The sequence below is a fragment of the Paraburkholderia dioscoreae genome (assembly GCF_902459535.1).
Lineage (GTDB): Bacteria > Pseudomonadota > Gammaproteobacteria > Burkholderiales > Burkholderiaceae > Paraburkholderia > Paraburkholderia dioscoreae.
Window position 1 is genome coordinate 2189170 of the sequence record NZ_LR699554.1, and the last position, 24234, is coordinate 2213403.

Below are 24234 nucleotides of genomic sequence, written 5' to 3' on the forward strand. Positions count from 1 at the left end.
GTAAGTGCCGAAGTCCATGGCGATCACCAGCTGCGAAAGCGTGCGGGCGGAGCATAGAGCCCTCCGGACCAGGCCACCAGATCTTCGATGCTGCGTGCGGCAAGTAGCGAGCGCTTCGCATCAATGCGCCTGACGCCGAGATCCTCCGGATAAGCGACGATTCCGCGGCTGCGCAGCTCCGCAGTGCGGCCCGGCTCGGCACTGCGGCCGATATCCGTCGCGCCGGCGACGGCGGCGATGGCGGCGCGCCGTTCCTCGCCCTGCACCTTGTAAACGTAAGCAATCCCCTCTTCGGTCACGACATGCGTAACATCGTCACCGTAGATCATCACGGGCGCCACGGCCATACCGCTGCGCCTGCCCACCTCGATCGCGTCGAGGCGCTCGACGAACGACGGTACTCCACCGGGTCTGAACGTTTCGACCGTCTGCACGACGAGCTTGTGGCCGCGCACGATCGGAGCCTGCGAGGTGATCATGTCGAGCCACGGCTTGCTGCTATGACGTCGGCCGTGGGGGTCATGTCCCATGTTCGGCGCGCCGCCGAACCCGGCAAGCCGCCCGAGCGTGACGGTCGACGAATTGGCGTCGGCGTCCATCTGCAGCGTGGAGCCGATGAATAGGTCTACGCCGTACTGGCCGGCGAGCTGGCATAACACCCGGTTCGAGCGCAGGCTGCCGTCGTGGCCCACGAAGTAGATATCGGAGCGGGCACGAATGTATTCCTCCATGCCGACCTCGCTGCCAAACGAATGGATGCTCTCAACCCAGCCACTTTCGATCGCGGGAATCAACGTCGGATGAGGATTGAGCGCCCAGTTGCGGCAGATCTTTCCCTTCAGGCCGAGCGATTCTCCATAGGTGGGCAACAGAAGCTCGACGGCGGCCGTGTCGAAGCCAATGCCGTGATTCAATGCGCTCACGCCGTGCCGCTCGTAGATTCCGCGAATCACCATCATTGCCATCAGAATCTGCAGCTCGTCGATATGCCGTGGGTCGCGCGTGAAGAGCGGTTCGATCGCGAACGGCCGATCAGCCTCGACGACGAAATCGACCCATGACGCCGGGATGTCGACGCGCGGGAGTGTGTCGACGATCTCGTTGACCTGGGCGATCACCACGCCGTGACGGAACGCGGCTGCCTCGACGATCGTCGGTGTGTCCTCCGTGTTGGGCCCGGTGTACAGATTGCCTTCGTGATCGGCCTGGACCGCGCAGACGAGTGCGACGTTCGGCGTCAGATCAACGAACATCCGCGCATAGAGTTCGATATACGTGTAGATCGCGCCGACCTCCAGTTTGCCGTCTTCCAGCAATTGCGCGACGCGCAGGCTCTGCGGCCCTGCATATGAAAAGTCGAGCTTGCGTGCGATGCCCTTCTCGAAGATGTCCAGATGCTCGGCACGGCTAATGGTCGAGATCAGCAGATGGATATCATGGATCAACGACGGATCCACTTCGGCGAGCGCCCGGGAAAGAAAGTCAGCCTGCTTCTGGTTGTCACCTTCGAGGGCGACGCGATCGCCGGGTTTGATGATGGCTTGCAGGGCCTCGACAATACGGCTCCGATCGATCATCTTGCCACTTGCGAAAGGCTGCGCCGCCTTGAGCCGAGCCAGCTTGCCGTCCCTCAGCCTAAACCAGGAATGTGGCTGCGCGGATAAGTCTTCACTTGCCGTCATTGTCGATCCTCATAAGGGAGATTTCGCCGGCGCGAAGGCACGCAGCGAGATGTGCAGGACAGAACGGTTGCGCCGCACCGGCAACGCGCACGTTCAGGGGACGATGCCCCGGCTGCGGCAACCGTACCGCGGGTTGCGCAATAAACGCGATTGCCTGTAGTCGAACAGACCGGCTTGCCGTCGTCGGCACCGGCGACACAGGTGCAACTTCGTTCCACCCTTCGTCACGAATGTATTCGCGCCGACGCGCAGGAGATTGACTCAAGTCAATTCCGGATATTTTCTTGAAATTCAATTATTACGAGCCCAATAATTGAAAGAAAAGAAAGGTTATGAATATCGAAATCCATTACCAGATTACATAATGAAATCTCATGGCTTGCCCATGAAATTCCCCCGACTTCCGTGTCAATTTGACGTCTAACGCGAGAAAAATTGAGAAGTCTCTGCTCTACCGGAAACCAATAAAGACCCAATCTGTATCTCTATTTTTTCGCAAACAATTTCACTGCCGTCTTCGATATTTAATTCATTCTAATTTTGTGTTTTTTTATTTCATTTTTAGCAATGAACGCCATGCGATGGCGATGGCGATGGCGATGGCGATGGCGATGGCGATGGCGATGGCATAGATGCGGCAGCCGTGCCGTAGCTCGCCAAAGAATCCGATCCGGCTCATCCGCAGCGAAGAACTGCATCCTTCGCCGCACGCGGCGTGAGTACCTGCTTACTGTTGATGCTGGTCAACCGCGAAGCCGGCGGTCCAGTGATCACTTGCGCGACCGGCCGTGCATCACGACGTCGAGGTCGGGGACGGCATGAACTGGGCATCTGGATGCGATTTCCGCGGGGATACTGTCATCAGGTTCAAAGCGAAGCTCCGGGTGCGCTGCGCTTGTCACCCGAAAACGCACGGGCGATGCATCCGATCCCGCTCGAGCGCTGCCATCGCAACGCTTACGCGGCATCCCAATCCGGGGCCCATGCGACGCTGCTTATCCGCCCATCAGGTCTTGCAAGCCCCGCGATGCGACGCATCTCTTCGTCATCCAGTGAAAAATCGAACACGTCGATGTTCTCGCCTATCCGTTGCGGGTTGGTCGACTTCGGCACGGCGGCGACGCCTGGCTGCTGAATCAGCCAGCGCAACAGGACCTGCGACGGCGTCCTTCCGTGCCGTCCGGCGATCTGCGCGATCAATGGATCGGCGAGAAGCCGGCCGCTGCCAAGCGGCGTATGGGCGACGAACGACAGACCGTGCTTTGCGCACGCCGCCAGCACCTTCCGCTGGTTCAGGTACGGATGGTATTCGCATTGGTTCACCGACAGCGGCACCGGCGACAACGCAACCGCACACTCCAGCCACTCAACCGGAAAGTTGGCGACGCCAATGTTGCGCGCAAGGCCCTGCCGGTGAGCATCCGCCATTGCGCCGAGTGTTTCTCCAAGAGGGATGTCAGGGTTTGGCCAGTGAATCAGCAGCAGGTCGACGTAGTCGAGCTTCATGTCGGACAGGCTGCGCTCGACCGATCGCCGGAACGCGGGCGCACGTAGCTCAGTCCACCAGACCTTCGTCGTCACGAACAGCGCGTCGCGTGCGATGCCGCTTTGGCGGATGCCCTCGCCCACTGCCGTTTCATTCTGATAGCGCGGTGCCGTGTCGATGTGCCGGTAGCCCTGCTCGATCGCGGTGCGCACCGCGCGTACGCCGTCATCGTGCTGCGATTGCCAGGTTCCCAGCCCGATCGCGGGTAGATGGAGTTGTCGCGGTTTCGTCGTCGCGTTGTACGTTTTACTCATGATGTCCTCAGCGTGTACCGATGCGCAGACCTATTGTTCGCGGCGGTTCGCGGCGCCGCCGCCCGCGCGCGAGACGTCCATCGGGCCTCGCGACCGGCTCGGCGGATACGTCGCGGCCCGCGTCGCATATTCGCGGGCAATTACGTCGCCGTGCCGCCACGATGGATCGGATGGCTGATCGAGAGTCATCCCGACAGCGCGTCGTCGAAAGCGGCCTGCACACGCGCGACGATGTCATCGGCCTGTTCGCGCGTCGTGATCAGCGGCGGCGCGAATCCGACAATGTCGGCGCCGAGCGCGCGAATCAGCAAGCCGTGCTCGCGCGCGGCCGCCACCACGCCCGCGTTGATGCGGCGCTCGGGCGGGAACGGCGTGCGCGTCGCCGGATCCTGCATCAGTTGGATCGCCATCAGCATGCCGACGCCGCGAATGTCGCCGACCAGGCGATGCGCGCCGAACGCCGCGCGCAGCCGTTCGAGCAGATAGCCACCGACGTCGTCCGCGTTGTCGACGAGCCGCTCGCGTTCCATGATGTCGAGATTGGCGAGCCCGGCGATCGCGCCGAGCGGATGGCCCGAATACGTCCAGCCGTGGCCCATCACGCCGTGCTCGCGCGATCCGCTCATCAGCACGTCCCAGAACGCCTCGCCGACCACCACCGCCGACAGCGGCGCATACGCGCTCGTCAGCCCTTTGGCGAATGTCAGCAGATCGGGCGCGATGCCGAAGCGCTCGCAACCGGTGCGCGCGCCAAGCCGTCCAAAGCCGCAGACGACTTCGTCGGCGATCAGCAGAATGTCGTGGCGGCGCAGCAGCGCCTGCACCGCGGGCCAGTAACCTTCGGGCGGCGGAACGATGCCGCCGGTGCCGTTCATCGGTTCGGCAATGAACGCGGCGATCGTGTCGGCGCCCTCGCGCTCGATCAGCGATTCGAGTTCGGCGACGCAGTGCGCCGTGAAGTCCGCTTCGCTTGAGCCAGGCACGGCGTTCCGGTAGTAATCCGGACACATCGCGCGCACCACGCGATCGAACGGTGAATCGAAGTTCGCGTGATACGCGGGCAGACCGGTCAGCGCGCCAGTGACGATGCCGGAGCCGTGATACGCGCGATCGCGCGCGATGATCTTCTTCTTGTTCTTGCGGCCGAGAATGTTGTTGTAGTACCAGACGAGCTTGATCTGCGTTTCGTTCGCGTCGGAGCCGGACATGCCGTAGAACACCTTCACCATGCCCGGCGGCGCCCAGTCCTCGATCAGCCGTCGCGACAGTTCGATCACAGGCTCGTTTGCGCTGCCGACATACGTGTGGTAATACGACAGCCGCTTGCACTGCGCGGCCATGCGTTCGGCGATTTCGTCGCGGCCATAACCGACGTTCACGCAATACAGTCCAGAGAAACCGTCGATGTACTCACGCCCGGCGACGTCGGTCAGATGGATGCCACGTCCTTCGCCGATGATGAAGCCGGGCAGCGTGCCGGTCGCATGATCGTACGCATGCGTGCCCGGATGAAAAAAGTGCTGCCGATCCAACTGTTCCAGCAATGTCATCGTGCAATCCTCCTGCTCATTTCAGCGGCGTGTCCACGCCATGACCGGATTCGATGATCGTCACGCCGCACGCTTCATGCGCGCGATAGCCGATTCCCGGATAGATCAGATGCTGACGATCCACTTCGATCAAGGCGCTTTGCTGCATGGCATTTCCCGAATCAATAGATGATGTTCGGCGCCAGTGTTTCGCCGGTCATGAAGCGCCGGTGAGATAGATGCTTCAGATCGTCCGAGGTGCGGCCAGTCGCGATCGCTTCGGCAAGCATGCGTGCCGCGCCGAGCGAACTGCTGAAACCGTGGCCGCTGAAGCCGGTGCACAGATACACGCCCGGCAGCTGACTGCATTCGGAGACGACCGGAATGCCATCGGGCGTATTGTCGATCGCGCCGCCCCACGCGAGATCCACTTTCGATGGATCGAACTCCGGAAAAATCTTACCGGCTTCGTCATAAGCAGAATGGACGAGCGACAGATCCGGCGCGGGATCGAGGATGCGATTGCGCTCGAACGGCGAGCACCCGAGATGCAGATAACTGAATTCGCTCCACCACTGCCGGAAGAATTCGCCACCGAATTGCACCTTGATGCTGTTGCGCCGGCTCGCGTACAGGCCCTTGAAACGCATGCCGTAGCGCAGACTGTTCGGTACCACGTGGACGGTGCCGCGCCCGCTCCTGGCGAGCGTGTAGCCGCCGTCGGCGCGCTCGCGCAATGCGAAGTCGGGCGTTTTTAGCGGATCCCTGAACGTGAGGCGGATTTCACTGCGCGTTTTCGACGCCGACGAATACACGTTCAGCGTCGGCAGCACGATCTTCTGCTTCAGACAGAACAGCGACGACCATGCGCCCGCCGCGATTACCACCGCGTCGGCGCGCACGAGGCCGCGCTCGGTCTGGATGCCAGCGAAGCGGCCGGCTTCGAAGTACAGATCGTTGACTGCGCAGTTCTGCAGGATCGGCACGCCTTGCGACGCGGCGTGCCGCGCGAGCAGCGGAATCGCGCAGGAGGGATCGGCGTAGCCATCGTCGGCGGTGCGCACGCCGCCGATCCACGGCGCGCCCTGCCCGGAGTAGATCTCGTTGGCCTGTTCGCGCGACAGCATTTCCGCCGCGACGCCCGAACGCCGCGCGAAGTCGAACCACGCCTGCCAACCCGCGAGTTCTTCCTCGCTGCGCGTGACGAACGTGATCCCCGTCTTACGGAAGCCGACATCCGCGCCGATTTCCTGCGACATCGCCGTCCATCTCTCGACGCTCAGCTTCGCCATGCCGAGCTCGCGCAGATCGCGCCCGAGTGTGCGGCACCAGCCCCAGTTGCGGCTGCTCTGCTCAGCGGCGACCCGACCTTTCTCGAACACCGCGGCCCGCTTGCCTAAGCGATGCAGCTCGTAGGCAGTCGCCACGCCCGCGGCGCCACCGCCGATGACCGCCACGTCGAGATGCGTCGGCAGCAACACGTCAGTGTCGATTTTGAGTAGCGGATGTCTCACGTTTGGGCTACCAGATTGAAAACAGAATGAACGCGGATGAGAACGCGTGGCGCCGGCCGCTCGGCCAGGCAAGTGAGGTCGGAGTGTAGGAAGCAATAAAGGCGCTGACAAATTCGCAAGTATTGAGGGGACATGCTTTTTTGATATGGTGCCCGGCCGCGCGAAACCGCCTATACATTGGCCACGTTCCGGCTTTGTCGCACCTCATATCAAAAACGGATTGGGAGTCAAAAATGGCGTATTAGGTCGGACGCACGCGCGTCAATAAAATGAATCGCCGAGCGGCACCATCAGCGAATCGTGCGAGGTCGATACCCTTTTCGCTGCGCGCCATCTCGCCGATCAACAGACAGAACGGAGGACACGTAATGAAAACCAGTAGAAGAGATTTCCTCTCGATGTGCGCGGCCGCGGGAGCGGGCCTCGCTGGCGGCCTTCCGGGCGTCGCGCTGGCGGACGAGGCGCCGAAGAAAGGCGGCAGCGTGCGCATGGCGGTGCAGAACGGTTCGGTATCCGACACGCTCGATCCGGCCAAGGGCGCGCATTCCGGCGACTGGACCAAGCAGTTCTGCATCTTCAACGCGCTGATGGAGTTCAACGACTCGTTGTCGCCGAGCCCCGCGCTCGCGGAAAAGCTCGAGAGCAGCGACGGCATCACGTGGCACATCGCGGTGCGCCGGGGCGTGCACTTTCACGATGGCTCAGAACTCGTCGCCGACGACGTCGTCTATTCGCTCGCGCGTCATAAGGATCCCGCGACGACGTCGAAGGCCTTCGCGATCGCGAGCGGCTTCAAGGAAATCAAGGCAAACGGCCAATACGAAGTGACACTCGTGATCGACAAACCGAACTTCGATTTGCCGTCGGTGCTTGGCAGCAGCTATTTCCTGATTACGAAGAACGGCGCGAAGGATTTCCTGAAACCGATCGGCACCGGCCCGTTCATGCTCGGTGCGTTCACGCCGGGCGGCAAGTTCACCGCGAAACGCAATCCGAACTACTGGAAATCGGGTCTGCCGTATCTCGACTCGGTGGAAATCATCGGCGTGCCGGACAACGCCGCGCGCGTGAACGCCGTGCTGGCCGGCGACGTCGACATCTGTTCGCTGGTCGAGCACCCCTACGCGTCGCAGGTAAAGGGCAACGCAAACGTACAGCTCGTGGTCAACAAACTCGCGATCTACACCGACCTGATCCTGCGCCAGGACAATCCGATCGCCGGCAACAAGGATTTTGTCGCCGCCGTGCGCTACATGCAGGACCGCAAACGCATGGTCGAAGACGTGATGCGCACGTATGGCGTGATCGCTAACGATCATCCGGTCGCGCCGTGGGATCCATACTTCCTCGCGGGTCTGCCGCAACGCGAATTCGATCTCGACAAGGCGAAGTTTCATGTCAGGAAAAGCGGGCTCGCCGGTCAGTCGATCGAAATCTTTTGCCAGCCGGGCATCGCCACATCCGTCGAAGGCGCGCAGTTCATGCAGAGTTTCGGCGCGCAGGCGGGCTTCAATTTCGTCGTGCGGCAAGTCCCGACGGACGGCTATTGGTCGACGTACTGGACCAAGCGGCCGATCACGTATGGGTCAATTTCGAACCGGCCGAATGTCGGCATGATCTTCGAGCTGTTCTACACGTCGAAGTCGCCCACCAACGAAGCGCGCTGGAAAGATCCGAAGCTCGATCAGTTGCTCGAATCGGCGCGTGCGGAAGGCGACTTCAACAAGCGCAAGGCGATCTATGGCGACATGCAGACGCTCGTACACGACAGTTCCGGCACGATCGTTCCGGTGTTCGACGTGATCCTCGACGGCGTGTCGAAGAACGTACGCGGCTACAAGCCGAATCCTTCCGGCATGAATATGGGATATCGCTTCGCGGAAGCGGTCTGGCGCGCCTGATCGCGATCGACGCACGCAAGAAAAACCACGGAGCATCGTGGTTTTTTCGCCTATTGCGCATGAAATGCTTCAATCCGCCTTCGGACGCAACGCCATCTCTTCCAGCCAGTTCGCACGCATCTCCGGCACCGAATCGATCAGCAGCGACGTGTACGGGTGGCGCGGCTGATTGAACAGCGCGGCGCGATCGCAGGCATCGACTTTCTGGCCTTTGAACAGCACGGCGATGTCGTCGCAGGTCGTTCGCACGGTAGACAGATCGTGGCTGATGAACAGATACGACATATCGAGTTCGTGCCGCAGTTCGACGAGCAGATCGAGGATCGCCGCGCCGACCACTGTATCGAGCGCCGACGTCACTTCGTCGCAGATGATCAGCTCCGGCTCAGCGGCGAGCGCGCGCGCGAGATTGATGCGCTGCTTCTGACCGCCCGACAGCTCCGGCGGACGCCGCCGCGCGATCGACGCCGGCAGCTTCACGAGATCGAGCAGACGCGCGACCCGCGCGGGCACTTCGTTCGGCGCGCAGCGCGCGAACAGCTTCAGCGGCCGCGACAGGATGGTCTGGACGTCGTGTGCGGGATTGAGCACCTTGTCAGCGTTCTGGAACACCAACTGGATGCGACGGTACAGATCGCGATCGCGCTTCGCATGTGCGCCCGCAAGCGGCTTGCCCGCGAAGCGGATGCTGCCGCGCGCCGGCGCGAGCAGGCCCGCGATCACATACGCGAGCGTCGATTTGCCCGACCCCGATTCGCCGATCACGCCGAGTGTCGTGCCGCGCCGTAGCACCAGATTGATGCCCTCGAGCACACGGGTCGCGGGCATGCCGTCGCGGCCGGTGTCGCCGTAACCGGCGGTGAGATCGCTGATCTCGAGCAACGGCGGCCGGTGGTGCGCCTGTTCGGCGTCGCGATCGGTCAGGCGCGAGACCGGCTCGGCGGCGACCATCAACCGCTTCGTGTACGGATGCGCGGGCGCACTGATGATCTGCGCAAGCGCACCCTCTTCCTGCATCTCGCCGTCACGCAGCACCAGCACGCGATCCGCAATCTGCGCGACCACTGCGAGATCGTGCGACACGTACACCGCGCTGATGTTGAACTCGCTGATCGCGCGCTTGAACGCGCGCAACACTTCGATCTGCGTGGTCACGTCGAGCGCGGTGGTCGGTTCGTCGAACACGACCACTTCCGGATCCGACATGAGCGCCATCGCCGCCATCAGCCGTTGCAACTGCCCCCCCGACACCTGATGCGGATAGCGATCGCCGATCGTCTCGGGCGCCGGCAGCGCGAGCGCACGGAACAGCCCGAGCGCCTTCGCGCGGGCGTCCCTGCGGCTCATCAGCCGACGCACGCAGACGCCTTCGATCACCTGATCGATGATGCGCAGCGCAGGATTGAACGACGCCGATGCGCTCTGCGCGACATAGGCGATGCGCCGCCCACGCAGATCGCGCAACGCCGCAGGCGATGCCGCCAGCACGTCCGTTCCACCGACGCTCACGCGGCCTCCCGCGATCCGGCAGCCGCGCCGCGCGTAACCGAGCAGCGTCAGCGCGATCGTCGTCTTGCCCGAACCGGATTCGCCGATCAACGCGAGCACTTCGCCGGGTTCGATCGAGAAGCTGACGTCCTTGACGATCGGCACTTCGCCGCCTTCGTCGCCGCGTGCCACCACGTTCAGATTCGATACTTCCACCACACGTCTCATTTGCACGGCTACCTCCCGGTGCGCGGGCGCCCGCGCATCGCAAGACTGTCGATCAGCAGATTCACGCCGATCGTCAGCGAGGCGATCGCGAGCGCCGGCATGATCACCGCCGCCGCGCCCATCGACAGCCCCGACAGGTTTTCGCGCACGAGCGAGCCCCAATCCGCGTATGGCGGCTGAACGCCGAGGCCCAGAAAGCTCAGGCCGCTCAGCATCAGCACGTTGTAGACGAAGCGCAGCCCGAAGTCGGTCATCATCGGATGGATCATGTTCGGCAGGATTTCGCGGCACGCGATATGGAACGTGCTTTCGCCATTCAGCCGCGCGACTGTCACGTATTCCATCGCGTTCAGATTGACCGCCTGCGAACGCGCTATGCGGAACGCGCCCGGCATGTAGATCACGCCCGCAGTCAGCACCAGCACGCGCAGATCCGAGCCGTAGATCGCAATCACCAGCAGCGCGAGAATCTTGCTCGGCGTGACGAGCAGCGCATCGACGATGCGGCACACGATCTCGTCGAACCATGTGCCGATCACCGTCGACACCAGCGCGAGCAGCGTGCCGCCGACGCTCGCGATCAGCGTCGCGGCGAGCGCGAGGCCGATCGAGTAGCGCGCGCCGTAGAGAATGCGGCTCAGCAGATCGCGACCGAGGAAATCGGTGCCGAGCGGATACGCGAGACTGCCCGACGCAAACACGTTGCCGCTCGCGCTCATATCGGTCATCGCGTGCGGGGCTATCGACGATCCGAACAGCGCGACGAGAATCCACAGCAACGACACGAAAAAGCCGATGCGTCCGAGCACGGTCAGCGACGCGAAGAATCGCACGGCGGCCTGCAGAAAATAAAGAATGTGTTTCATAGATCAGCGCAGTTTCGGATTGCAGACGATCGTCACGATATCGGCGACCAGGAGCAGCAGCAGGTAGCACGCGCTGAAAAACAGCACACAGAACTGCACGATCGGCAGATCGCGATTGCTTACCGCATCGACGAGCGTGCTCGCAAGGCCCGGATAGGAAAAAATCGCCTCGACGATGATCACGCCGCCCAGCAGATACGACAGGCTCAGCGCCATTGCGTTGACGATCGGGCCGACCGCATTCGGCAACGCGTGACGCAGCACCGTGCGCGACGGCCGCAAGCCCTTGAGCACCGCCATCTCCGCATAGGGTGCGTCGAGCTGGTTGATCAGCGCGGCGCGCGTCATGCGCGCCATCTGCGCGACCACCACGCAGCACAGCACCAGCACCGGCAGGCTGTACGACTTCAGGAACGCGCCGACGCTCGACGTATCCGCATTCACCGACACCGCCGACACCCAATGCAGCTTCACGGCGAACAGCAGCACCGCGAGCGTCGCGAGGAGAAACTCCGGCACTGCGACCACCGACATCGTCAGCACGCCGATCACGCGATCAAGCAGCGAGCCGCGCACCATCGCCGCGACGATGCCGAGCACCAGCGCGACCGGCACCGACGCCACCGTCGCGGCGGCCGCGAGCATCAGCGTGTTCGGAATGCGCGACAGCACGATGCTGCTGACCGGCACGTTCGCCGCATACGACACGCCGAAGTCACCGCTCACCAGATTGCCGAGCCACGTGAAAAAGCGCAGCACCAGCGGTTCGTCAAGGCCGAGCTGCTTTCTCAGCATCGCGACGGTTTCGGGCGTCGCGTACTGGCCGAGCGCCATCTGCGCGGCGTCGCCGGGCAACAGGCTCGCCATGAAGAACACCAGTGCCGACACCAGGAACAGCGTCAGCGCGCCGCTAGCGACGCGCTGTCCCACCATGCGCACAACGACGCGATTCATATGCAATCCTCGCTTTCGCCTAACTTCCTATGCCTGATGCAAATGCCGTGCACCGCGTGATGCGAAGCGCTCAGGACACCGCGTCCTTGAAGCGGAAATACGCGCCCACTACCGGCAGGAACCATTCGCGTCCCGCATAGCCCGGCAACGATTTCCAGTCGGTGCGCGCCCACGGATTCGCGCGTGGGTTGCCCGTGACGATATCCGCCATGACGTCGCCCATATAGGTCGACATCTGCGTGCCGTGGCCGCTGTATGCCATCGAGTAGTACAGCCCGTCGTGCTTGCCCGCCGCCGGTAGGCGATCCGCCGTCGCTTCGACGAGCCCGCCCCAGCAGTACTCGATGCGCACGTCGCGCAGGCTCGGAATCAGTTGGTCGAGCATCGACTTCAGGATCTGCCCGCTCTTCCGGTCGGAAGCCGGATTGCTGCGTGCGAAGCGCGCCCGGCCACCCCACACGAGCCGGTGATCGGCCGTCGCGCGGAAGTAGTTGCCGAAGTTCAGGCTTGTCACGTAGTTGCGGCGATTCGGCAACGCCTTGTCGAGCAGCGCGGGAATCGGCTCCGTGACGATCACGAAACTGCCGACCGGCACGATCCGCCGTTGCCACCAGTCGAACGGTCCGTGATTCGAGCAGCCGGTCGCGAGCAGCACGCGGTCCGCTTCGATATCGCCTTTCGCGGTGCTGACGCGATGACGGTCGCCGCCGAGATTCGTCAGCCGCGTGACCGCCGCCTGTTCGAAGATGCGCGCACCGCGGCGCGCCGCCGCCGTCGCGAGTCCGGTGCCGAACTTGCCCATGTGCATCTGCCCGCCGCGCGCGTCGAGCATACCGCCATGAAACGCATCCGAGGCGATCTCGTTGCGCACATCCGCCGCCGACAGCAACTCGACGTCGGCGCTCAGATGCTTCTTCAGCGCGTCGTAATTGCGCTGGAGGCCGGCGACGTGCGTCGGCTTGCTCGCGAGTTTCAGCTTGCCGCGCCGCTCGAAATCGCAATCGATCTGTTCGGCGCGAACCCGCTCTTCGACAAAATCGACCGCGTCCGTATAGACCTGATAGTGGCGCTTCGCGACGTCGAGTCCGTAACGCTCGATCAGATCGGGTAGCGTCTGCGACGTGCCCGGACTGCAGTGCCCGCCATTGCGGCCCGACGCCTCGCCGTGAATGCGCCCCGCTTCGACCAGCACCACGTCGACGCCCTTACGCGCAAGCGACAGCGCCGCCGACAGCCCCGTGAACCCGCCGCCGACGATGACCACGTCCGCACGCGCCGGCAATGCGCCGCTCATGCCCGCAGTGAACGCCGGTGCGGTGGCCAGCCAGAACGGTTCGAGTTTCATAGCCCGACGACAGCCGCGAGGCCGCCGATGTCCTTGATTTCGGTGTAGTTATAGTACGGATTGGCCGGCTCGTGACCGCGGTTGACCCACACCTTGTTCTTGATGCCGAGATCGTGCGCGGTCATCAGGTCGTAACGGAAACTCGACGACACGTGAAGAATGTCCTGCGGCGCGCAGCCGAGTTGATCGAGCATGTATTCGAACGCCTGCATGCGCGGCTTGTAGGCCTGCGCCTGTTCGGCGGTGTAGACGGCATGGAACGGCACGCCGATGCGCTCGATGTTGTGGGGGATCTGCGCGGTCGCCGCGTTGCTCAGGCCGACCAGCGGAAATTCCTTTGCGACTTTCGCGAGGCCGGCGCTGGTGTCCGGGTGCGGGCCCCATGTCGGCACCTGTTCGTAGATCGACTTGCCGTCGCCTTCCCGGTATTCGACGTTGCAGCGCTTACAGGTGCGGCGAATCGCATTGTCGACGACCTGCTCGTACGGCTTCCATGCGCCGAGGATTTCGTCGAGCCGATACGCGGCGAACGCATCGGTGAACGCCTTCATGTCTTCGGCGGCAACGCGATCGGCGTAAAGCGCGCGCGCGGCGTTCGCCATTTCGAAATTGATCAGCGTGCCGTAGCAGTCGAAGGTGATGTACCTGGGTTTGAACAACGACATGGTGTGTCCCTTGTGATGTGCAGATGGGCACGTCAGGTTGAAAAGTGCGCCCGGATTCAGAAATCGATCAGCACCGCCTTGTAGCGAAAGTTCGCTTCGAACGCCTCCCGGCCCAGATCCTTGCCGATGCCGGAGCCCTTGAAACCGCCGGTCGGGATGATGAAGTCGTAGGTGCGGCCGAAACGGTTGATCCACACGGTGCCGGCCTGAATGCGGCGCATCGCGCGCAACGCGCGGCCAATGTCCTGCGTGTGAACGCCGGCGGCGAGACCGTAAGTGGGGTGATCGGCGAGGGAAAGCGCTTCGTCTTCGTCGTCGAAGGTCTGCACGGTCAGCACCGGGCCGAAGATTTCCTCGCGCACCGCGCGCGAGTCGCGATCGACTCCCGCGAGCAGCGTAGGCCGATAATAGAAACCCTTGCCCGCGGTGTCGAAGTACTCGCCGCCGCAAAGCGCATGCGCGCCGCTCGCGATGCTGTCCTGCACCGCCGCGTCAATGCGCGTCGCCTGCGCCTCGCTGATGATCGGCGCAAAGCGCGTCGATTCGCGCCACGTCGGCCCCGGCTCGAGCGCGGCGGCCTTCGCGATCACCGCATCGATCAGCCGATCGGCGATGCCGCGCTGCACGATCAGCCGCGTACCCGACACGCACGCCTGGCCCGCGTTCGACGTGAAGCCGCGCAGGATCCGTTGCGCGAGCGCGTCGATGTCGCCCGCATCGTCGAACACGATTTGCGGGCTCTTGCCGCCGAGTTCGAGAGTGACCGGCTTGGTGCCATGCTGCGCCGCGTTGCTCATGATCGCCGCGCCAGTATGCGTGGAGCCGGTGAACGACACTTTGCCGATCAGCGGATGCCGCACGAGGGCCGCGCCCGCGCTCTGGCCACGTCCCTGCACGACGTTGAAGACGCCCGCGGGCACGCCCGCTTCGATCGCCAGTTCGGCGACGCGCAGGATCGAGAACGGCGTCATCTCCGACGGCTTAAGCACCAGCGCGTTGCCTGCCGCAAGCGCGGGCCCGCATTTCCACGACGCCATCGACAGCGGGAAATTCCACGGCGCGATTGCCGCGACGACGCCGTACGGCTCGGGCACGACGAAACCGAGGCTGTCCTGACGCGTCGGCAACGCATCGCCGCCGAACTTGTCGGCGCATTCGGCGAAAAAGCGGATGCAGTCGGACGTGAACGGCACGTCGAACGTACGCGCTTCGCTGATCGGACGCGTCGAACTGACCGCTTCGAGACGCGCGAGTTCGTCGGCATGCCGATCGATCAGATCGGCCCAGCGCAGCAGCACGCGCGCGCGTTCGCGCGGCGAGCGCGTGCCCCAGCCGCTCGCGCGCCAGCTGCTATGCGCGTCGTTGACTGCCTGATCGACGAGGTCATCGCTCGCGTCGGGAATGCCGCCCATCGGCTGACAATCGGACGGCCGCAACACGTCGATCACGGGTTCTCCAGGCGTGAGCCGTCCACCGATGAAGTGGCCGCTCGGCGCGGCAATCTGTTTCGGGTCGAAGTCCGGCATGGGGGGCTCCAGAGCACGGGTGAGCGAGCAATTGATCAGGTTGCGGCGAGTGTAGGAACGCCATATTTCTTTGACAAATGCGCATATAATCGTGGCCCATGCCTTTTTGATATGTCCCGACTCCGATGCTGAATTTTCGTGAAGTACAGGCGTTCCGCGCGGTGATGCTGTCGGGGTCGATGACGCAGGCGGCCAAGGATCTGCATACTTCGCAGTCGAACATCAGCCGCGTGATCGGGCAGCTTGAGCGGCGCATCGGCATCAAGCTGTTCGAACGGCAGATCGGCAAGCTGATGCCGACGCTCGAAGGCCAGGTGTTCTTTCGGGACGTCGAGCACACGTTCGCGAGCCTGCGTGGTCTCGAGGAAAAAGCGGATCAGATCCGCAAGCGGGGGAGCGGCCGGCTGCGGGTCGCGGCAGTGCCGTCAATGGCGATCGTCGCGGTGCCGGACGCGATCTATCTCTTCTCGAAGCGGTTCCCGGATGTCGACGTCACCTTGCATGTCGCCGATTCGCTGACGGTGTGCCAGTGGCTCGCCACCGGTTATGCGGACGTCGGCATCGCGTCGGAAATTTTCAACGGCACGAGCGTCGCGCACGAGGTCGCGCGTCGCAGCCTCGGCGTGTGCATTACGCCGCCCGATCACCGGCTTGCGCAACACACTGGCGCCGTCACGCCCGCCGATCTCGCCGGCGAGCGCTTCCTGTCGCTGAAATCGAGCGACGTGATGCGCAAGCGCATTGACGACGCCTGCCAGATCGGCGGCGAGGAGAAACGCATTCTCGCGTACGAATCGCATTTCGCCGCGGCGATCTGCCGGATGGTGTCGCGCGGCATGGGCGTCAGCGTATCGAATCCGGTCGTCGCGCGCGAATATGCCGGCGAGCTCGCGATCCTGCCGTTCCTGCCGCAGATCGAGTTCTCGACCTATCTCGTGTATCCGCTCAATCTTCCGATGAACATGCTGGCCAAGGCGTTCGGCGACGCGGTGCGCGAAAGCACGGACTGACTCGCACCACCGCATATCAAAAGCGAATCGCCGTCAGTCAAAAGCGTATTTGACGGTCAATATCGTCGCCCCTAGCCTTTGACATCCGTGACATCCGCCGGGCGCCCTCATCGGCACGCCCGCTTGTACATCATGTCCGCTCAAGGCTTCACCGGTCTCGTCGACTGGCTGGTCACGCACCGCTTCGACGCCATTCCCGACAATGCGCTGAAGGCAGGCAAGCAATGCCTGCTCGACGGCATCGCGTGTTTCCGCGCGGGTTTGCAGACCGCACAGATGGACGCCTTTGCGCGTGTGCTCGCAGTCAATTCCGTCGGCCAGGGGGATCGTCCGATTCCCGTCGGCAACGCCGGGCGGGCGGGCCTCTTCGACGCGGTGACGCTGTATGCAAACGCCGCGAACATCCTCGATTTCGACGACTGCTTCCGCGAAGAAGCGCCGTCGCATCCTGGCGCGACGATCATCGGTCCGGCGCTCGCATGCGCGCATCTGCTCGCGCGCAGCGGATGCGAACTGCTGCACGCGGTCGTGATCGCATATGAGGCGTCCCTGCGAATCGGCGCGATGCTGTGCCCGAGCGACGCGGCACCGTCGAAAGACATCGGCTATGCGACATGGCAGATGTTCGGCGCATTCATCGCGGCGGGCCGACTCTTCGGTCTGAACCGCGACCAATGGCTGCAAGGCTTCGGACTCGCCGCGCAGCAGGCGCCGCTGCCGTCGATCGTGCGTGCGAATCCGGCCGGCGGTTACACGTGGCTGAAGAACGGCTACGGCGCGGCGGCCGCGGCGGGCGTGCAGTCGGCGTGTCTCGCGAAAGAGGGATTCATCGGCGATCAACATTTCTTCTCGCGCAATTTCGGCTTCTGGAAAACCTACGGCTCCGATCGCCTGCGCCCCGAGTGTCTCTCAACCATGCCCGGCGACGACTGGTGGATCCGCCGCGTCGAATTCAAGCCGTGGGCGTGCTGCCGCTGGGCCCATCCCGCGCTCGAAGCCATCCTGCAGATGAAGCCGTCGTTCGACGTCACGCAGATCGAACACATCGACGTGCATTCGTTCCGCGAGTTCGTCGGTACGCTCGATTCGCCCTTTCCGACGAATCTCGTCGATGCGCAGTTCAACGCGCGCTTTCTGATTGCGTCGGCGTGCGTCGCCGACGACTTCAACGCCGCGCTGCGCACGCCCGATTTCGAATCCGCGGCCATCCGCGCGCTATTCGCGAAGATCGACATTCATCACGACGCCGCGCTCGATCGGCAGCACCGCGCAGACATGTCGATCCCGACGCGCGTCGCCGTCATGCTGAAGGACGGCTCGACGCAAGAACGTGTGCTCACGGAGCCGCGGGGTTCGCAACGGCGGGAACCAACGACGTTCGACGACACCGTCTCGAAGTATCGAAGCACGCTCGCGCCGTTGATCGGCTTGGCAGCGGCGGAACGCGCTCTCGCCGTCGTCATGCAACTCGAAACTTACCCGGCGCGCGATCTGATGAACGCGCTGTTCGCCTCGCCCGAAACGCTTACACCTGAACGCCGCCCGTGCTGATTCGCGCCGCCGTGTCCATCACCGCGCGCCCCCATTCGTCGATACGGCTTTCGGTGAAGCGCTGCTCGGGCATCGAGATGCAGATGCTCGCGACCGCAATGCCGTTGCTGTCGAAGATCGGCGCGCCGATCGCGTAGATGGCGCGGCGGTACTGGCCGAGGTTGATCGAGTAGCCGCGCTCGCGAATGCGCGCGATTTCCTCGCGAATCAGCGCCGGATCGTTGATGGTGCGGTCGCCGTACTTCGGCAGATCGCGCGCGAGGATCGTCGCGATCTGCCGTTCGTTCATGAACGCGAGCAGCGCGAGTCCGTTCGCGGTAGCGTGGAACGGCGACACGTTGCCGATCGAATAGGCGGTGCGTACGAACTGTTTGCACTCGCTTTCCTCGACCAGAACCATCGCATCGGTGCCGTCCGGAATCGACAGATGAACCGTTTCGTTGACAAGGTTGCACAGGTCCTGCATCGGCTCGCGCGCCGCGCGTTGCAACGCGCCGCCCTTCAACGCGTTCGGCCGTACGCCGAGCACGCGCGGGCTGATTTCCCAACGCGTGAATTCGCCGCTCGCCTGACGCAGCCAGCCGGCCTCCTGGAAGGTCAGCAACACGCGCTGCACGCTGGATTTGGGCATCTGCAACAGCTTGGACAACTCGCCGACGCCGACGGGCTGATGCGCGGACACCGCTTCGATGATTTCAATGCTCTTTAGCAGACTGTTCATTTTTTTGGCGCCTTGCGATCAAAAAACTCGCGTGCTACCTTGTACCACGATGAAGCACGTCGTTCCGTATAGTGGCACACATAAGGAACGATCGCAAGCCGCACTCGTGGATCAGGCAGCGCTGCCGGAAGGCAGCGTCCGGTGTTCCGATGGTTCAACCGAAAGGAAAAGAATGAAGCGACTCGCCTCCCGAAGCTTTCCGCTGTCCTGCCGCGCCGCCGTCCTGACGCTCTCCGTGCTGTGCGCCGCTCACACCGCGCATGCCGCCGATCTCACTGTGACTGCGTTCGGCGGCACGTGGGAAAAGGCCTATCGCAAATGCTTCGTCGAACCGTTCGAGAAGCAGACCGGCAAGAGCGTCGATGTGACGCTCGGCAATCCGCTGCAATGGGTGAATCAGGCTGCCGCGAATCCGGCCAGACCGCCGATCGACGTGATGGTGAGCACACCCGAGGCGACGCATATCGCGATCGAACGGAAGCTTCTCGATCCGGTGACTGTGAAGGAAGTGCCGAATCTCGCGCAACTCGATCCGCGTCTGGTCGCGTACGGTCACGGTTACGGCTTTCCGATCACGTACGGCGATTTCGGCCTGATGTACAGCACCAAGCGCGTGAAGATTCCGCCGAAGTCATGGAAGGAATTCGTCGACGGCGTGGTCGCCGGCAAGTATCAGGCGGGCCTTCCCGACATCAACTATGTTGCGACACCGGCCGGTCTGATCACGCTGTTCAATCAACTCTACGGCGGCTCGCCGACCAACATCCAGCCCGCGCTCGACCAGGTCAAGCGCATGCGCGACAGCAAGAACGTGACGTTCTTCAGCGATCCGAACGCGCCGCTCAACGCGATGCGCAACGGCGATATCGACATCGCGATGTATTACGACGGCCGCGCGTGGGCCGAGCACGACACGACCAATCCGGACATCGCGTGGATCAACCCGTCGCCGGGTTCGGTCGCCTTTCCGAACATGGCGGTAAAAGTAAAGAACGGCTCGCCGCTAGGCACGCAGTTCCTCAACACGCTCGCGTCGAGCGAAGGCCAGACGTGCTTCGCCAACGCGATGCAGTACACCGCGTCGAACACGAAGGTGGCCTACAACGCGAAAGTGAAGCCACGCATCGCGACGGTGGATGGATCGATCTGGGTCAATTTCGACGACATCGGCAGGTACGTGCCGCAGTGGATCGAGGCCTGGAACAAGCAGATCGGCCGGTGAGCGCCGTGAGGCACTGAAGACCGATCGGCAGTAACGCAGACGCAACCGGACAGGAAAAAAGCAATGGGGCTGAGAATCGGAGTGGATATCGGCGGGTCGTTCACCGACTTCGCCGTGCTGGACGACGAGACGCGGACGACCCGCACACTCAAGGTATTTTCGCGGCCGGATTCCCCCGGCAGCGAAGTGATCGACGGGATGCAGGGCTTGCGCGACCGCTTCGGCATCGATGCTCGCGACGTCGTGTATTTCACGCACGGCACGACGGTCGGCGTGAATTCGGTCGTGCAGCGCAAAGGGCTGCGTCTCGCTCTGATCACGACGCGCAACTTCGAGGATGTGCTCGACATAGCGCGTCTTAAGATTCCCGACATGTATCACCTGATGTCGCGCCGCCCGGAACCGCTCGTCACGCGCGACCGCGTGTTCGGCGTGGATGGTCGCATGAGTCCCGACGGCACCGAGGAAGCGCCGGTCGACGAAGCCAGCGTACTCGCCGCGCTCGGCGAGCTGCAGGCGGCGAAGTGCGAAGGCGTGGTGATCTCGCTGCTGCATTCGTATCGCAACCCGGCGCACGAACAGCACGTCAAGGCGATCATCGAAAAAGCCGCGCCCGGTTTCTTCGTGTCGTGTTCGCATGAAGTGTGGCCGATCATCCGCGAATACGAACGCACCGTGACCGCGACGATCGGCGGTTACGTGCAGCCGCGCGTGTCGCAATACCTGACGCGCCTGCAGGCGGCGCTCGCCGAAAGCGGCGTCGGCGCCGACCTGAAGGTGACGAAGTCGAACGGCGGCGTGATGAGCGCCGAAAACGGCAAGAGCAACTGCGTACAGATGATCCTGTCGGGCACGGCGGCGGGTGTGATCGGCGCGTCGTATCTCGCCGGTATGTGCGGCATCAAGGACTGCATGAGCCTCGACATCGGCGGCACGACCGCCGACGTCGCGTTGATCGTCGATGGCAAACCGCAATACGCGACCGGCGAATATATCGGCGACTTCCAGATCCACATTCCTTCGGTGTCCGTTTCGTCGATCGGCGACGGCGGCGGCTCGATCGCGTGGGTCGACGATTTCGGCGTGTTGAAGGTCGGCCCGGAAAGCGCGGGCTCGAATCCCGGTCCGGTGTGCTACGGCCGCGGCGGCACGCGCCCGACGATCACCGATGCGTTCGCGGTGATCGGCGTGCTCGGCCGCGCGTCGCTCGGCTACAACGCGGTGCAGGTCGACGTGGACGCGAGCCGCCGTGCGCTCGAACCGCTCGCGCAACGCCTCGGCATGGACGTACATCAGACGGCGGCAGCGATCATCGACGTATCGGTGTCGGGCATGTACGGTGGCGTGAGCCGCATCGTGTCGCGCTTCGGCATCGATCCGCGCGCATTCTCGCTGATGCCGTTCGGCGGCGCGGGGCCGATGCTCGGCGGCTTCCTCGCGCGCGCGCTGAACATGAAGCACCTCGTCGTGCCGACGACGCCGGGCGTGCTGAGCGCGCTCGGCGGCTTGATCGCGGATACGAAAAACGATTTTGTACGCACCACGTATTACCCGCTCGACGCCGCGTCGCTCACCAAGCTCGCAGGCGATCTGTCGGTGCTCGAACAGCAGGCGCGCGAATGGATCGTCAGCGAAACCGGCTCGGACACGGGCGCGGAAATGACGGTGTCCGCGGACATGCGCTATCGCGGCCAGTCGTTCGAAGTCGACACGCCGCTCGACCCGCAATCGATTTTCCAGGGCGATCTCGCGAAGATCGCCGATGCGTTCCATCGCGAGCATCACCGTCTTTACGGGCACAGCGACGAGCGCTCGTCCGTGCAGGTCGTCGCCCTGCGTCTGGTCATCAGTCTGCCGACGCCGAAGCCCGACATGCCGAAGATCGAACGCGGCGAAGGCGCGCCGCCCGTCGAGGCGATGATCGACGTGTATCTGGACGGCGCCTGGCGCACCGTGCCGATGTACCGCCGCGTCGCGCTGCTGGCCGGTCAGCGTTTCGACGGCCCGGCGATCGTCACGCAGGACGACACGACGACCTGCGTGCTGCCCGGCTTCGAAGCCGTGGTCGATGAATACGGCAACCTGCTGCTGTCGGCGCAGTGACATCACAAGGACATGCATCCATGAGCTTCAACCGATCCGTTCTGCAAATCTTCGCGAACTACTGTGTCGCGGCCGCCGAGAGCATGGCCTACACGCTCGTGCGCACCGCCCATTCGGCGTTCGTGAAGGAAACCGAAGACTTCTCCTGCACCATCATGACGCCCGAGGGCCATACGTTCGCGTCGCCGAAGACACTCGGTGCCACGTGGTATCCGGGTCTCGACTTCGGCTCGGTGATCAGCGCGATCGATCACTACGAGCCCGGCGACATCGGCATGACCAACGACGCGTACAGTGGCTACGTCGCCACGCACACACCCGACGTGATGATGTGGAAGCCGGTGTTCTACGAAACCGAAATCGTCTGCTACGTCGGCGGCCACATTCACAACACCGACATGGGCGGCGCGGTGCCGGCGTCGCTGTCGCGCTCGTTGACCGAGATCTATCAGGAAGGCATCCGCTGGGCGCCGACCAAGATCGTGCGCGCGGGCGTGCTCGACGAAGCGCTGCTCGATCACATGGCGATCAACGTGCGCGCCGCCGAGCAGAACCGCGGCGACCTGAAAGCGCAGATCGCGATGCTGATGACCGGCGAACGCCGTGTGCTGGAGATCATCGAGCGCTTCGGCATCGACGACTTCAAGGCCGGCATGCACGCGATGATTGACTACTCGGAAGAGCAGGCGCGCGCGATCGTCGCGGGCATGCCCGACGGCGAGTATTTTTTCGCCGAATTCGCCGACGAGGATTCAGTCAACGGCAAGCCGCTGCGCGTCGCGCTGACGCTGAAGGTCGAAGGCGAATCGCTGGTGCTCGATTTCACCGGCAGCGATCCACAGCTCAATTCGTCGCTGAACATGCCGACCGGCGGCAAGGAGCGCCACGTGCTGGCGCTGGTCGGGCTGAACTACGTGCTCTATTCGCTGCAGCCCGATCTGCTGCTGAACATCGGCATGCTGAAAGTGGCGCGCTGCATTCTGCCCGAGGGCACGATCATGAACTGCGTGCCGCCCGCAGCGGTCGGCATGCGCAGCCTGACGTGCAAGGTCGCGCAGATGGTGACGTTCGGCGCGTTCTCGATGGTGTGTCCGGATCGCCTGCCCGCGTGTCCCGCCGGCGGCATGTCGATCCTCAACGTGCGCACCGTCGATAGCGACGGCCGCACGGTGATCGCGGCGATTGGTCCGGTCGGCGGCGGTGCGGGCGGCATGCCGCACGGCGACGGCTCCGACGCGTCGGGCGCCAACGTCGCATTCCTGCGCAACACGCCGGTCGAGATCAACGAAGCCGAAGTGCCGATCCGCATCCTCAAGTACGGCGTGGTGCCGGGCAGCGCGGGCGCCGGTCGCTATCGCGGCGGCCTCGGCACGGTGATGGAGTTCCGCGTGTTCTCGCCGGGGACGCTCGTCACCGCGCGCAACCGCGACCGCTCGCGCTTCGCGTCGTGGGGCGTGCTGGGCGGCAAGGCGGGCGCGGTGTCGCGCTTCACGCGCAATCCGGGCACGGCGAGCGAAGAAAACCTCGGCGTCACCGATCTCGTCGTCTGCGGCCCCGGCGACGTGATCCGTCTCGAAGGCTGCGGCGGCGGCGGCTATGGCAATCCGTACGAACGCGATCCGCAGATGGTCGCGACCGACGTGCATCGCGGCTACCTGAGCGAAAGCGATGCACTCGCGCTGTACGGCGTCGCGCTGCGCGATGGCGGAGTCGACGTGAACGCGACCCGCGTACGGCGTGCCGAACTGTGCGCCGACGCACCGGGCACACCCCCCCCGCACTTCGACTACGGCGCCGCACGCACCGCGTACGAAGCGCGCTGGACGCGCGAGCGCTATGAGGTGCTGACGCGGATTCTCACCGATGCGCCGGTGGTGTGGCGGCACTTCCTGAAGCACAAGATCTTCGATGCGTTCGACGCATGGGAAGCCGAAGACCGCCTCGCGCCTGGCGGCAAAGCGATCCGCGACATCTTCGATGCCGTCGTGACGCAGTATCCGCAGCTGCTCGATACGCAGCGGGCGGCGCACGCGTGACGAAGGCGCGAGGCACGGCATCCAGCACTGCGCCTCGATTTGAAGTCGGCGCGGTGGGATCGGTAATGAAGTTCGGCAAGCTCACAAACTGGA

19 protein-coding genes are annotated in these 24234 nt (G+C 63.6%); 6 read left to right on the forward strand and 13 right to left on the reverse strand.

What is annotated here, in order from left to right:
- Positions 1-23 precede the first annotated feature (23 nt).
- From mdcA to PDMSB3_RS30035, 6 genes are all read right to left on the reverse strand, one after another.
- Entirely contained in the window at positions 24-1682 is a 1659-nt protein-coding gene (mdcA, locus tag PDMSB3_RS30020; protein ID WP_197740289.1) for a malonate decarboxylase subunit alpha, read from the reverse strand.
- 550 nt (positions 1683-2232) lie between these two features.
- Positions 2233-2361 (reverse strand): hypothetical protein, encoded by a 129-nt coding sequence (locus tag PDMSB3_RS38235; protein WP_268738021.1) that lies wholly within the window; start codon positions 2359-2361, stop codon positions 2233-2235.
- 278 nt (positions 2362-2639) lie between these two features.
- On the reverse strand, positions 2640-3482 hold the full coding sequence (locus PDMSB3_RS30025) for an aldo/keto reductase (RefSeq protein ID WP_007177681.1): 843 nt from the start codon (positions 3480-3482) through the stop codon (positions 2640-2642).
- 185 nt (positions 3483-3667) lie between these two features.
- The gene (locus PDMSB3_RS30030; protein ID WP_165188629.1) at positions 3668-5032 is read right to left on the reverse strand and encodes an aminotransferase; all 1365 of its coding nucleotides are present in this window, start codon (positions 5030-5032) and stop codon (positions 3668-3670) included.
- 16 nt (positions 5033-5048) lie between these two features.
- Positions 5049-5180: a hypothetical protein gene (locus tag PDMSB3_RS38240; protein ID WP_268738022.1), complete on the reverse strand. Its 132-nt coding sequence runs from the start codon at positions 5178-5180 to the stop codon at positions 5049-5051.
- Between the two features lie 13 nt (positions 5181-5193).
- Positions 5194-6525: an NAD(P)/FAD-dependent oxidoreductase gene (locus PDMSB3_RS30035; RefSeq protein ID WP_007177683.1), complete on the reverse strand. Its 1332-nt coding sequence runs from the start codon at positions 6523-6525 to the stop codon at positions 5194-5196.
- Between the two features lie 368 nt (positions 6526-6893).
- Between PDMSB3_RS30035 and PDMSB3_RS30040 the strand changes: the two genes are divergently transcribed.
- Positions 6894-8426, forward strand: coding sequence for an ABC transporter substrate-binding protein (locus tag PDMSB3_RS30040; protein ID WP_007177684.1), 1533 nt, complete (start codon positions 6894-6896; stop codon positions 8424-8426).
- 69 nt (positions 8427-8495) lie between these two features.
- Here PDMSB3_RS30040 and PDMSB3_RS30045 read toward each other — a convergent pair whose 3' ends face one another.
- From PDMSB3_RS30045 to PDMSB3_RS30070, 6 genes are all read right to left on the reverse strand, one after another.
- The gene (locus PDMSB3_RS30045) at positions 8496-10142 is read right to left on the reverse strand and encodes an ABC transporter ATP-binding protein (protein WP_007177685.1); all 1647 of its coding nucleotides are present in this window, start codon (positions 10140-10142) and stop codon (positions 8496-8498) included.
- An 8-nt stretch (positions 10143-10150) separates the two neighbouring features.
- Positions 10151-11008: an ABC transporter permease gene (locus tag PDMSB3_RS30050; RefSeq protein WP_165188631.1), complete on the reverse strand. Its 858-nt coding sequence runs from the start codon at positions 11006-11008 to the stop codon at positions 10151-10153.
- Positions 11009-11011: 3 nt separating this feature from the next.
- Positions 11012-11962: an ABC transporter permease gene (locus PDMSB3_RS30055; RefSeq protein ID WP_007177687.1), complete on the reverse strand. Its 951-nt coding sequence runs from the start codon at positions 11960-11962 to the stop codon at positions 11012-11014.
- A gap of 70 nt (positions 11963-12032) precedes the next feature.
- Positions 12033-13307 carry an NAD(P)/FAD-dependent oxidoreductase gene (locus PDMSB3_RS30060; RefSeq protein ID WP_007177688.1) on the reverse strand — a complete coding sequence of 425 codons (1275 nt, stop codon included), beginning with the start codon at positions 13305-13307 and terminating at the stop codon, positions 12033-12035.
- Entirely contained in the window at positions 13304-13972 is a 669-nt protein-coding gene (locus PDMSB3_RS30065; protein ID WP_007177689.1) for a haloacid dehalogenase type II, read from the reverse strand. The genes PDMSB3_RS30060 and PDMSB3_RS30065 overlap by 4 nt, the downstream gene beginning before the upstream one ends.
- Positions 13973-14028: 56 nt before the next feature.
- Positions 14029-15498 carry an aldehyde dehydrogenase family protein gene (locus tag PDMSB3_RS30070; protein WP_165188633.1) on the reverse strand — a complete coding sequence of 490 codons (1470 nt, stop codon included), beginning with the start codon at positions 15496-15498 and terminating at the stop codon, positions 14029-14031.
- A 125-nt stretch (positions 15499-15623) separates the two neighbouring features.
- Between PDMSB3_RS30070 and PDMSB3_RS30075 the strand changes: the two genes are divergently transcribed.
- Entirely contained in the window at positions 15624-16508 is an 885-nt protein-coding gene (locus PDMSB3_RS30075) for a LysR substrate-binding domain-containing protein (RefSeq protein ID WP_007177691.1), read from the forward strand.
- 132 nt (positions 16509-16640) lie between these two features.
- A complete protein-coding gene (locus PDMSB3_RS30080; RefSeq protein ID WP_165188635.1) occupies positions 16641-18059 on the forward strand; it encodes an MmgE/PrpD family protein in 1419 nt (472 codons plus the stop codon).
- On the opposite strand, the gene PDMSB3_RS30085 is transcribed toward PDMSB3_RS30080, so the two are convergent.
- Positions 18034-18780 carry an IclR family transcriptional regulator gene (locus PDMSB3_RS30085; protein ID WP_007177693.1) on the reverse strand — a complete coding sequence of 249 codons (747 nt, stop codon included), beginning with the start codon at positions 18778-18780 and terminating at the stop codon, positions 18034-18036. The two genes, PDMSB3_RS30080 and PDMSB3_RS30085, sit on opposite strands and share 26 nt — an antisense overlap.
- Positions 18781-18952: 172 nt before the next feature.
- Here PDMSB3_RS30085 and PDMSB3_RS30090 point away from each other — a divergent pair, with 172 nt between their 5' ends.
- The 3 genes from PDMSB3_RS30090 to PDMSB3_RS30100 all read left to right on the forward strand — a co-directional run bounded on the left by PDMSB3_RS30090 (position 18953) and on the right by PDMSB3_RS30100 (position 24141).
- Positions 18953-20002 carry an extracellular solute-binding protein gene (locus tag PDMSB3_RS30090; protein WP_165188637.1) on the forward strand — a complete coding sequence of 350 codons (1050 nt, stop codon included), beginning with the start codon at positions 18953-18955 and terminating at the stop codon, positions 20000-20002.
- A 63-nt stretch (positions 20003-20065) separates the two neighbouring features.
- Positions 20066-22105, forward strand: a complete 2040-nt coding sequence (locus PDMSB3_RS30095; protein WP_007177695.1) for a hydantoinase/oxoprolinase family protein — start codon at positions 20066-20068, stop codon at positions 22103-22105.
- A 20-nt stretch (positions 22106-22125) separates the two neighbouring features.
- Positions 22126-24141: a hydantoinase B/oxoprolinase family protein gene (locus PDMSB3_RS30100; RefSeq protein WP_165188639.1), complete on the forward strand. Its 2016-nt coding sequence runs from the start codon at positions 22126-22128 to the stop codon at positions 24139-24141.
- Positions 24142-24234: the final 93 nt, after the last annotated feature.

What these genes read in the sequence shown, in the direction of transcription:
- PDMSB3_RS30050 (WP_165188631.1), bottom strand. Translation starts at nt 11,008, where the DNA reads ATGAAACACATTCTTTATTTTCTGCAGGCCGCCGTGCGATTCTTCGCG.
- PDMSB3_RS30025 (WP_007177681.1), bottom strand. Translation starts at nt 3,482, where the DNA reads ATGAGTAAAACGTACAACGCGACGACGAAACCGCGACAACTCCATCTA.
- PDMSB3_RS30045 (WP_007177685.1), bottom strand. Translation starts at nt 10,142, where the DNA reads ATGAGACGTGTGGTGGAAGTATCGAATCTGAACGTGGTGGCACGCGGC.
- PDMSB3_RS30070 (WP_165188633.1), bottom strand. Translation starts at nt 15,498, where the DNA reads ATGCCGGACTTCGACCCGAAACAGATTGCCGCGCCGAGCGGCCACTTC.
- PDMSB3_RS30060 (WP_007177688.1), bottom strand. Translation starts at nt 13,307, where the DNA reads ATGAAACTCGAACCGTTCTGGCTGGCCACCGCACCGGCGTTCACTGCG.
- PDMSB3_RS30085 (WP_007177693.1), bottom strand. Translation starts at nt 18,780, where the DNA reads ATGAACAGTCTGCTAAAGAGCATTGAAATCATCGAAGCGGTGTCCGCG.
- PDMSB3_RS30065 (WP_007177689.1), bottom strand. Translation starts at nt 13,972, where the DNA reads ATGTCGTTGTTCAAACCCAGGTACATCACCTTCGACTGCTACGGCACG.
- PDMSB3_RS30075 (WP_007177691.1), top strand. Translation starts at nt 15,624, where the DNA reads ATGCTGAATTTTCGTGAAGTACAGGCGTTCCGCGCGGTGATGCTGTCG.
- PDMSB3_RS30090 (WP_165188637.1), top strand. Translation starts at nt 18,953, where the DNA reads ATGAAGCGACTCGCCTCCCGAAGCTTTCCGCTGTCCTGCCGCGCCGCC.
- PDMSB3_RS30030 (WP_165188629.1), bottom strand. Translation starts at nt 5,032, where the DNA reads ATGACATTGCTGGAACAGTTGGATCGGCAGCACTTTTTTCATCCGGGC.
- PDMSB3_RS38240 (WP_268738022.1), bottom strand. Translation starts at nt 5,180, where the DNA reads ATGCAGCAAAGCGCCTTGATCGAAGTGGATCGTCAGCATCTGATCTAT.
- PDMSB3_RS30040 (WP_007177684.1), top strand. Translation starts at nt 6,894, where the DNA reads ATGAAAACCAGTAGAAGAGATTTCCTCTCGATGTGCGCGGCCGCGGGA.
- PDMSB3_RS38235 (WP_268738021.1), bottom strand. Translation starts at nt 2,361, where the DNA reads ATGAGCCGGATCGGATTCTTTGGCGAGCTACGGCACGGCTGCCGCATC.
- mdcA (WP_197740289.1), bottom strand. Translation starts at nt 1,682, where the DNA reads ATGACGGCAAGTGAAGACTTATCCGCGCAGCCACATTCCTGGTTTAGG.
- PDMSB3_RS30095 (WP_007177695.1), top strand. Translation starts at nt 20,066, where the DNA reads ATGGGGCTGAGAATCGGAGTGGATATCGGCGGGTCGTTCACCGACTTC.
- PDMSB3_RS30080 (WP_165188635.1), top strand. Translation starts at nt 16,641, where the DNA reads ATGTCCGCTCAAGGCTTCACCGGTCTCGTCGACTGGCTGGTCACGCAC.
- PDMSB3_RS30100 (WP_165188639.1), top strand. Translation starts at nt 22,126, where the DNA reads ATGAGCTTCAACCGATCCGTTCTGCAAATCTTCGCGAACTACTGTGTC.
- PDMSB3_RS30055 (WP_007177687.1), bottom strand. Translation starts at nt 11,962, where the DNA reads ATGAATCGCGTCGTTGTGCGCATGGTGGGACAGCGCGTCGCTAGCGGC.